This window comes from Aminobacter sp. P4_D5, assembly GCF_056401815.1.
Window position 1 is genome coordinate 1 of sequence record NZ_JBFUIP010001017.1, and the last position, 601, is coordinate 601.

The following is a 601-nucleotide window of genomic DNA, read 5'->3' on the forward strand; positions in this document are numbered from 1 at the left end:
GTCATCGAGGAGGAGGCGCGCGGCGCCCGCGTGGTCTTCAACTCCGAGCCTGGCCGCGCCACCGGCAATGTTGTCACAGGCCGCAAGGGCGGCGTCTTCAGCATCTTCGAGATCGAGGGCAAGGCCGCCCATTCCGGCGGCAATTTCGAGGCGGGCATCTCCGCCATCGGCGAGCTCGCGAACAAGATCGTCGCCATCCACGCGCTGACGGACCTCAAGCGGGGGATCACGCTCAATGTCGGCCTCGTCTCCGGCGGGCAGAGCGTGAATACGGTGGCGCCCTCGGCCACCGGCCAGATCGACCTGCGCTACGTGAACCCGGCCGACCGCGACGAGATCATGGGCAAGATCCACGAGATCATCGCGAAGAGCTACGTCCCCGGCACCAAGGCGAAGCTTACCATCAAGGGCGAGTTCCTGCCGCTGACGCAGGACGAGGCGGCGAAGCGGCTCTTCACCATGTACCAGGGCGCCGCCAAGGATGCGGGGCTCGACGTGAAGGGCGAGTTCTCCGGCGGCTGCGCCGACAGCGGCTTCACCGCCGCCCAGGGCGCGCCCACCATCTGCTCCGTCGGGCCCGTCGGCGGGCTCGCACATAGCC

1 protein-coding gene is annotated in these 601 nt (G+C 68.4%); it reads left to right on the top strand.

The genetic code is table 11. The annotated features are described in order from the left end of the window. Window positions 1–601, top strand: a 601-nt coding sequence (locus AC1DWF_RS36400) for a peptidase dimerization domain-containing protein (RefSeq protein ID WP_476843304.1), incomplete at both ends; no start/stop codon positions are given.